Here is an 8,681-nt window from a genome sequence, read left to right as displayed (position 1 = left end):
GCGAGCCGTTCATGCGCCCGGCCGTGAAGCTCGTCGGCGGCGAGATCAGATGCGCGATCGTGACAGGCAGCGCCTCATCCTCGTCCGACGCGGCAGCCTCCAGCGAGGCCGCTGCCGAGGGTGCGTTGGCCACCGGCATGGCGGGCGTCTCGACCCGCCGGCCGGTGCCATGCGCGAGGCGCGCCGAGCGCGCGGCGGGCGGGCTGGCCTTCTGGGCGAGCGAAAGCCCGGCGGCGGCTCTCGAAAGATCAACCGCCGCGCCGGGGTCCAGCCCCTCCCCGACAAGGGCGAAGACAGCCGGCATCCCGGTGGCGCCCAGCGCCAGAACGAGCGCCATGGCGCAGCCACCCCAGATGAAGCGGGGCAGGAGACGGCTCGCTCCGCGCGCGGAAGAACTCGAAGGGCGGCTCTGCGGCGCAGCGCCGAACTCGGGGGTCAGGTCGAGGGTCATGAAGAGTCCGGCGAACGACATCCTGTAAAGCCGGCGGTCGAGCCCGAAGGGACTCGGCCGCCAGCCAAGCCGGGTCAGAATGCGCCCCTTATGGTTACCAAATCCTCTCGGCCCGGCTTGGCTGCCGGTGTCGTTCTCATTCCTATGGGGCGGGAGCGGGGCGAGAGGCCACGCAAAACGGAAGACGCATGCGCCCTCCTGTTCCCATGCTCCCCGGCCGGGATTGGTGCGATGCAGCAGTCGCTAACCAGTTCCACCGATTCTCGGCATGGGAGGCCGGATCGCAGCTCGATAGGAAGAATACCTTAGGATTGCCGTGATGTTCTGGAGCGACCGCGAGCGGCTCGCGATCCAGGAGCATGAATGAAATGCGCATGACGGTGTCCCGCAAGCTGATAGGGCTGACACTCCTGTGTCTTGTCGTCATGACAGGCATTGTCGGCCTCCAGCTTCGCTTCCTCAGCGATCAGGTCTGGGCGGATCGAAACCTGTTTTTGAAGGCGCAGATCGACGCGGCGAGTTCCGTGATCGAAAGCTTGGACAAGCGCGCCAAGGCCGGCGAGTTCGACGTGCCGACAGCGCAGGCCATGGCGAAGGCCGTGCTGCGCCCGATCCGCTTCAACAACAACGACTATCTCTTCTTCCACGACTACGAAGGCCGCCGCGTCATGGCGCAGGACCCGTCCGAGGAAGGCTCCAGCGCTTGGGACAAGAAGGACGCCAACGGCAATCTCTACATTCAGACGATGATCCGCAATGCGCGCGCGGGCGGCGGTTGGACCGACTATGACACGACCCGCACGGGGCAGGAGGGCCTGTTTGCCAAGCGCGGCTACAGCCGAGCCTACGAGCCTTGGGGCTGGTCGATCTCGACCGGCATCTATGTGGATGACGTCAAGGCCGTGATCCACGATGCCGCGCTGCGGGCGGTTCTGTGGAGCCTGCCGGGCTTCGCGCTGATCCTACTGGCCGGGTGGGCGCTCCATCGCAGCATCCTGCGCCCGCTCGGACAGTCGATCGCGCTGGCGCGCGCCATCGAAGGCGGCGACCTGACCAAGGTTATCGCGGCCAAGGGCTCGGACGAGTTGGCGGACCTTCAACGCACGATGGGCGAGATGAGCGCGCGGTTGCGTGAGATCGTCGGCGGCGTTCTCGTGTCCTCCGGCAGCGTCGCGTCGGGCTCGACGCAATCGGCCGCCGCCGCCGAACAGATGTCGTCGGGCGCGGTGGAGCAGGCGGCCGCCTCGGAACAGGCCTCCGCCGCGATCGAGCAAATGTCCGCCAATATCCGCCAGACCGCCGAGAACGCGGTGCAGAGCGAGACGATCTCGACCCAGGCCTCGCGCCGCGCGGTCGAGACGGGCGGCGCGGTGGAGCAGACGGTCGCAGCCATGCGGGAGATTGCCGAGCGCATCGCCATCGTGCAGGACATTGCCCGCCAGACCGATCTTCTGGCCCTCAACGCCGCCATCGAAGCGGCCCGCGCCGGGCATCACGGCAAGGGTTTCGCGGTGGTCGCGTCCGAAGTGCGCAAGCTTGCCGAGCGCAGCCAGGAGGCCTCGCGCGGCATCGAGACCCTGGCCGGGCAGACGCTGAGCGCGGCGGAGAACGCCGTTACCCAGCTTCAGCAGCTCGTGCCCGATATCAGCCGCACGGCCGAACTCGTGTCGGAAATCTCGGCCGCCTGCCGCGAGCAGTCGATCGGCGCAGCTCAGATCAGCCAGGCCATCGTCCAGCTCGATCAGGTGACGCAGGCGAGCGCCGGCGCGGCGACACAGATGGCCGCGACGGCCGGGCAGCTCTCGGGCGAAGCCAGCCGGTTGAACGAGCAGGTCGCCTTCTTCCATCTGAACGAGACGGGCGCGGATCGCCGCGAGCCACCGCGCGTGGTGGAACACGAGCCGGAGATGAAGCTGGCCGAAGCCCCGCGCTACCGCCGCGCCGCCTGACATGAAAATGGGCTGGCCGAACCCTGCCATGGTTCGGCCAGCCCCCGCAGAAACCCAGGCGAGCGCGCCGCAAGGGCGCTCGACGTGGAGTCAGAGCAGCGTGCCCTGGAGCACCAAAAGCGCGACGCTGAAATAGATGACGAGGCCGGACACATCGACCAGTGTCGCGACGAAGGGCGCAGAGGCGCTGGCCGGATCGAAGCCGAGGCGCTTGAGGGCGAAGGGCAGCATGGAGCCCGCCAGCGAGCCGAAGGTGACGATGGCCACCAGTGCGAGGCCGACCGTCAGCGCGATCAGGAACCAGTGCGGCCCATAGTCGAAAATGCCGGCCTCCTGCCAGATGGCGATGCGGGCCATACCGATGACGCCGAGGAACGAGCCGAGAGCGGCGCCCGTCGGCGCCTCGCGCAGGGCGACGCGCCACCAGTCCTTGAGGCGAAGCTCGCCCAGCGCCAGCGCGCGGATGATCAGCGAAGTCGCCTGACTGCCCGAATTGCCGCCCGAACTCATGATCAGCGGAATGAAGAGCGTGAGCACCACGGCGCGTTCCAGCTCGTCCTCGAAATGCTGCATGGCACTGGCCGTGAGCATTTCCGACAGGAAGAGAACGGCCAGCCAGCCCGCGCGCTTCTTGAGCATCGTCAGGAAGCCGATATCGGGATAGGGCTCGTCCAGCGCTTCCATGCCGCCGAACTTCTGCGCGTCCTCGGTCGAGGCCTCGATCATGGCGTCGATCACGTCGTCCACCGTGACGATGCCGAGCACGTGGCGCTTCTCGTCCACCACGGGAATCGCCAGAAGATCGTATTCGGAAATGAGATGGGCGACCTCTTCGCGGTCGGCCTGCGGCAGGACGGTGATCGGCGCGTCGTAGCGCGCGACCGAGCCGACCGGCGCGTGCAGATCGCCCGAGATCAGGCGGCGCAGCGAAACGGATTTTTCGAGCCGGCGCGTCGTGGGGTCAATTACGTAGATCGCGTAGATCGTCTCGCGCGCGCCTTCGACCTCACGGACGTGCTTGAGCGTTTCGCCGATCGTCCAGTTGGACGGCACGCTGACGAACTCGGTCGTCATCAGACTGCCGGCGCTGCCCTCGGGGTGGGTCAGCAGCGAATCGACGACGGAGCGGGCTTCACGCGTGAGCAACGCCAGAAGCTGCTCGCGCGGCGGCTCCTCCATATCGCGGAAGAGATAGGCCAGACGGTCGGCCGCCATCGCGTCGAGAATCGCGGCCGCCCTGGAAGCGTCCAGCGAGGCGAGAATGTCCTGCGGCTCGTCCAGCGAGGAATGGTCGAAGACCTCGGCCGCGACATCGATCGGCAGGCGCGCGACGATGAAGGCCGCAGCTTCCGACGACAGCTCGTTCAGCTTCTGAACGATATCGGCGACGTGTTTACCCCGAAACTCCTCGGCTTCCTTCGTCAGCTGGTTCAGCCACTCGGTGTCTTGTGTGTCTTGCATGAGTTCGCTCCGGGCCGCCGCGCGGGGTCCGGCCACGAACGGGGCGCGCCTAGAACAGGGCGCCCGGCGGCAAGACCATACGCGGCCACGTCAATCGACTGCTACTGTCGCTTGGCATTGAGTTTCGGGTTCCAGTGATGGCCGGAGGAGTCAGAACGTCGTGGGCTCCGGCACGCGCGCCCCATGCCACTTCTCGAAGTCGTGATCAAGGGCCTTTTCGCACTGCAACACAAGATAGGCGTGCGGGGCTTATGCCGAGATGGTGAGGCCTCAACCAAGGCACGGCGACGGAGCGCGTCAGCCACGCTCGAACAGGAGGCTCGCCGCTCCAACCAGCCCGGAATTGTCGCCGAGCAGCGCCCGGCGCAGCGGCACGGAGCGAAAGGGCGGCAGAACGTTTCGGCGCATGGCAGGCGAGATCAGCGGCTCCAGCCGGTCGAACTGGTGCGACAGGCCCCCGCCCATGACGATGACGTCCGGGCTGTAGAGATGCAGGAGATTGCCGAAGCCGAGGCCGAGAAGCTCGGCCTCTTCGGCGACGAGTCGGCGCGCCAAGGCATCGCCCCCCTCGGCCGCGTCGAAGACCTCGGCGGCGCTGAGCGTTTCGGCATTGGCATGGAGCGTCGAGCCCACGTCCTCGCGTGCCGCGCCCCTTGCCCGCGCGACGAAGGCCGGGCCGGATGCATGGGCTTCGAAACAGCCGCGCGCGCCGCAGGCGCAGGGCGCGCCGCCCTGCACGACGATCATATGGCCGATATGGGCGGCCATGCCCATGCGCCCGCGCAGGACGCGCCCATCGGCGATGACGCCGCCACCGATGCCGGTGCTGACCGTCGCATAGACCATATGATCGAGCCCCCGCCCCGCGCCGAAGCGCCATTCGCCGATCGCGGCGGCGATCCCGTCGTTTTCGAGAAGCACAGGCCGACTGCTCGCCGCTTCCACGGCTTGGGCGAGCGGAAAGTCGGTGAAGCCGGCAATCGTCGGCGTGGAGAGGGCGATGCCGTTCGGCGCGTCGAGCGGCCCCGGCGCGGAGAGACCGATGCCCAGAACCGCGCCGCCCGCGCGCTCCGCCATGGCGCGGGCGAGCGCGGCGATCTGCGCCACGACGGCTTCGGCCCCTGCGGTCGCGGCCGTCGCCATGGCCTCGCGGTGAAGAACCGTGCCGGCCTCGTCGATCAGCGCGCCCCGAAGCTGCGTGCCGCCGAGATCGATGCCGATCGCGAGCCGCTCAGAGCCCATGCAGCCAGGCCGTGCGCGCGGCGAGATCGGGCGCGTTGAAGGCGAGCGAACCGAGAACCACAGTTTCCGCGCCGGCCTCGCGCAGCAGCGGAACCGTGTGCTCGCGAATGCCGCCATCGGCGGCGAGCACGATGCGACGGGGCGCGTTCGCAGCCGCGATCAGCGCTTTGGCCTCGCGCAGCCGATCGCCCGCCGCTTCGTTCAGCCCCTGCCCCTTCACGCCGATCGCGGTGCCGAGCAGCGTCAGGAAGGAGAGGCGCGGCAGATAGGGCGCGACCTCGGCGACCGGCGTCTCCACCCGCAGAACCATGCCGGCAGGGATGCCGAGAGCGTCCAGCCGGTCCAGCGCGGCCTCTGCGACGGAGGCGTTTTCGACGTGGAGGCTGATGAGATCGGCGCCCGCTTCCGCGAACTGCTCGATCTGCGACAGGACGACGGCGTCAGCCACCATGAGATGAACATGGATCGGCTTGCGTGAGACCTTGCGCAGACCCGCGACGAGATCGGGGAAGAAGAGGAAGGCGGGCGCGAAATGGCCGTCCGCGACATCGACATGGAGAATATCCGCATGGGCGTCGATGCGCGCCATCTCGTCGGCGAGGCGCACGAGATCGGCCGACCAGACGGAATATTCGCCGATCAGCCGGTCGGTCGGCAGCCGGTCGATCCAGCCGGCATCACGAAGGGTCGAACTCATCGGGAAAGCTCCAGAAGAAAGGCGGACAAGGCCTGATGCAGGTCGGCGAGATAGCGCGCGCGGTCGCTCGCCTTCGGGGTGATTTCGCTGAAGCGCGCGCCGGGGATCAGCCCGGCCAGCGTTTTGGCATGGGCCAGCGGATGCACGACATCGCGTTCATGCCCGACGACGAGGGTTGGCACGGAAAGCCGAGCCAGCGCTTCCGCCGAGACGCCCGGCCCGTCCACCGAGATGGCCCGCAGGAGCGCGGAGGTGACGCTCAGCGGCTCGCGCGTGAAGAAGGAGCGCAGCGAGGCGAGATTGTCGGGCGCGTCCACCGCCAGCCGGCGGGCGGTGCCGCCGGCCTCGAACCGCTGCCGCCCCTCCTCGCCGCCGGACGCCGCGATGAGTTCGCCGACTTCGGCATTGGGCCGCATATTGGTCGGCGCGCGCTCCAGAACCCAGGCCGGGCGCACGAGGAGCAGGCCGGATACGAGATCGGGTCGCAGCACGGCGAGGCGCAGCGCGATGGCCGCGCCCATGGAAATGCCGCCGACGACGACCGGCCCAGCGCCTTCTTCTTCGATCGCGGCGATCAGATCGTCGGTGAAGGTCGTGATCGACAGGCGCGACAGCGCGCCGGGCTCCGAGCGGCCGTGGCCCCGCATCTCCAGCGTTTTCAGGCGAAAGCCCGCGCCGGCCGGGAAGGCCTCGCGTGTCTGTCCGCTGTCGCCGCAAAGCCCGTGCTGGAAGAAGACCGGCGCGCCCGCCCCGCCCGCATCGTCCAGATGAAGGCGCACGCCATCGGATGTGGTGATGTCGCGCCCGCTCATGCGCTTTCGCTCAAAGCCGCTTCAGCCAGTTGCGCGCGCAGGAAGCGCGCAACGCCCGGCGCGTCCGCCGCCTCCAGCCCATGGGTCACGAGCGCGCCCCGGAAGCCGATGGAGCCGAGTGCGCGGAGATAATGGGGATAGTCGAGAACGCCTTGGCCCGCCGCCACGAAAGCGCCATCCGGCGCGCGGTCCTTGGCATGACCCATGGCGATGCGATCCCCCAGGAGATCGACGGCTTCGGACACGAGCCGGCGCTGCTCTTCGAGGCTCGCGGTCTCGAAGAGATTGGCGGGGTCGAGCACGATGCGAAGGCGGGGACTGGCGAGGTCGTCGATCAGCCGGCGAGCCTTGGCGGCGCTGTCCACGACATTGGCGAGCTCCGGCTCGATGCCGAGGGCGATGTCGTGGCGCTCGGCGAGCTCGATCGCTTGTGCCATCTCGCTGATGAGGTCGGCCCACGCGTCCGGCGCATGATTGCCGGGGTGGCCGCGCCACTGGTCGTCCGGGTCGCGCGTGCCGGTGCAGAGCGTGACGAGGCGTGTGCCCATGCGGGGCGCGGCTTCGGCCAGAACCGCCAGGCGGCGCAGCCCCGCCGCGCGCACGCCGGGATCGGGATGGATCATGTTGTAGGTGCCCGAGAGGGCGGCGAGGTCCACGCCGCTCGCCTTGGCGGCCTCGGCGATGCGCGCCACCTCCGCGTCCGGCACCGCGTCCGGCATGGAGGAGAGGCCGGAACAGGCCATGTTGTATTGCGCGGCCGTGAAGCCGGCCTCGCGCACGGCACTCAGCACCCTCTCCGGCTCCGTGCCGGGAAAGGTTTTCGCAAAAATGCCGAGGCGCATCACACGCCTCCCGAAACGTCGGCGAGCGCCACGCGCTTGCCGCCCGCTTCCACCGAGCGCGCAATGGCGACCATGCCGCGCACGGAGGCGAGACCATCGTTCACATCGGCGCCCGTCATCGGCCCGCCCTGAAGAACGGTGCGCGCGAAACCTTCCAGCTGGCGGCGGTAGAAATGCCCGTCCGCGCCGAGCACGCGATGCGTCGCCCCATCCGCTTCGCGGAAGATATCGACCTCGCTCGACTTGTAGTACCAAGGGTTGAAGGTCTTGCCGAGGACGCTGCCATTGCGGCCGTAGATCTGGAAACCCTCGTGCCAGTCCATGCGCACGGCGACGGTGAGATCGAGATGGCCGAGCGTGCCATTGGCGAACTCGACATCCACGAACCAGCACCACATCCCGCCGCGCTCCGACAGGCGCGCCTCGACAGCCACGATATCCCCCGCGAAATAGCGCGCCGTGTCGATCAGATGGCAGCCATGGGCCAGCATGTAATAGCGGCGCAGGTTGGCCTTGGGGTTCTCGGAGGGCTTGCGCGCCCGCGCGCTGGTGACGACCAGCGGCTGCACGGCGTCGGTCATAGGATAGCGATGTGTGGAGTCGCAATACCAAGCCTTCAGCGCGACGAGATCGCCCATTTCGTCGTCGATGAAGCGCTTGGCGGCCTGAAGGCCGGCATCGTAGCGCTTCATATGGCCGACCTGGAAGGTCAGGCCGGAGGCGGCGACCGCCTGCTTCAGCGCCTCGGCCTCCTCCACCGTCAGCCCGACCGGCTTCTCGCAGAGGACATGCTTGCCCGCTTCCAGCGCGCGGATCGAGGCCGGAACATGGAAGGCGTCGGCCGTGGCGATGATGACCGCCTCGACCTCGGGGTCCGCCAGCATGGCGTCGTAATCGGCGAAGGACTTCTCGGCCCCGTGCGTGATCATCATGCGCTCGCGCAGATCGTCCGCGACGTCGCAAATGGCGAAGAGATCGGCGTTGGCCGCCTTGGTGCAGCTTTCGAAATGGGCGGCCTGGGCGATCTGGCCGGCACCGAGAACGCCGACGCGAAGACGCCGGTCTTCCTTTGGGGGCATGGAATGGTCCTGACGGGAAACAGCGGTAGGGAATGCGAAGGCGGAAGATGTTGGTGGCAGGCCAGGGCTGAGCCCGAAGCAGGATCCGGATGGAAAGCCGCCCTCCCCGACGCCTCGATCCCTGCAACCCATACTTTGTTCGGGTTGG

The 8,681-nt window shown here is 68.1% G+C and carries 8 protein-coding genes; 1 reads left to right on the top strand and 7 read right to left on the bottom strand.

Annotated features, from left to right (window positions below; genetic code table 11):
• Positions 1-451, bottom strand: a 451-nt coding sequence (locus tag AUL36_RS12925; protein ID WP_202814758.1) for a hypothetical protein, incomplete at its 3' end; no start/stop codon positions are given.
• Positions 452-825: 374 nt separating this feature from the next.
• Between AUL36_RS12925 and AUL36_RS12920 the strand changes: the two genes are divergently transcribed.
• On the top strand, positions 826-2,400 hold the full coding sequence (locus AUL36_RS12920; protein ID WP_192843832.1) for a methyl-accepting chemotaxis protein: 1,575 nt from the start codon (positions 826-828) through the stop codon (positions 2,398-2,400).
• A gap of 90 nt (positions 2,401-2,490) precedes the next feature.
• On the opposite strand, the gene mgtE is transcribed toward AUL36_RS12920, so the two are convergent.
• From mgtE to AUL36_RS12890, 6 genes are all read right to left on the bottom strand, one after another.
• On the bottom strand, positions 2,491-3,861 hold the full coding sequence (gene mgtE, locus AUL36_RS12915; protein WP_062221406.1) for a magnesium transporter: 1,371 nt from the start codon (positions 3,859-3,861) through the stop codon (positions 2,491-2,493).
• 297 nt (positions 3,862-4,158) lie between these two features.
• Positions 4,159-5,103 carry an ROK family protein gene (locus AUL36_RS12910; protein WP_062221403.1) on the bottom strand — a complete coding sequence of 315 codons (945 nt, stop codon included), beginning with the start codon at positions 5,101-5,103 and terminating at the stop codon, positions 4,159-4,161.
• Positions 5,093-5,800 (bottom strand): ribulose-phosphate 3-epimerase, encoded by a 708-nt coding sequence (locus AUL36_RS12905; protein ID WP_062221400.1) that lies wholly within the window; start codon positions 5,798-5,800, stop codon positions 5,093-5,095. The genes AUL36_RS12910 and AUL36_RS12905 overlap by 11 nt, the downstream gene beginning before the upstream one ends.
• Positions 5,797-6,612, bottom strand: a complete 816-nt coding sequence (locus AUL36_RS12900) for an alpha/beta fold hydrolase (RefSeq protein WP_062221397.1) — start codon at positions 6,610-6,612, stop codon at positions 5,797-5,799. Before AUL36_RS12900 ends, AUL36_RS12905 begins: the two co-directional genes overlap by 4 nt.
• A complete protein-coding gene (locus AUL36_RS12895) occupies positions 6,609-7,454 on the bottom strand; it encodes a sugar phosphate isomerase/epimerase family protein (protein ID WP_062221394.1) in 846 nt (281 codons plus the stop codon). The genes AUL36_RS12900 and AUL36_RS12895 overlap by 4 nt, the downstream gene beginning before the upstream one ends.
• Entirely contained in the window at positions 7,454-8,533 is a 1,080-nt protein-coding gene (locus tag AUL36_RS12890; protein WP_062221389.1) for a Gfo/Idh/MocA family protein, read from the bottom strand. The genes AUL36_RS12895 and AUL36_RS12890 overlap by 1 nt, the downstream gene beginning before the upstream one ends.
• Positions 8,534-8,681: the final 148 nt, after the last annotated feature.

The organism is Aureimonas sp. D3 (genome assembly GCF_001463805.1).
Taxonomy (GTDB): domain Bacteria; phylum Pseudomonadota; class Alphaproteobacteria; order Rhizobiales; family Rhizobiaceae; genus Aureimonas; species Aureimonas ureilytica_A.
This window is presented reverse-complemented; position numbering and strand designations above follow the sequence as displayed.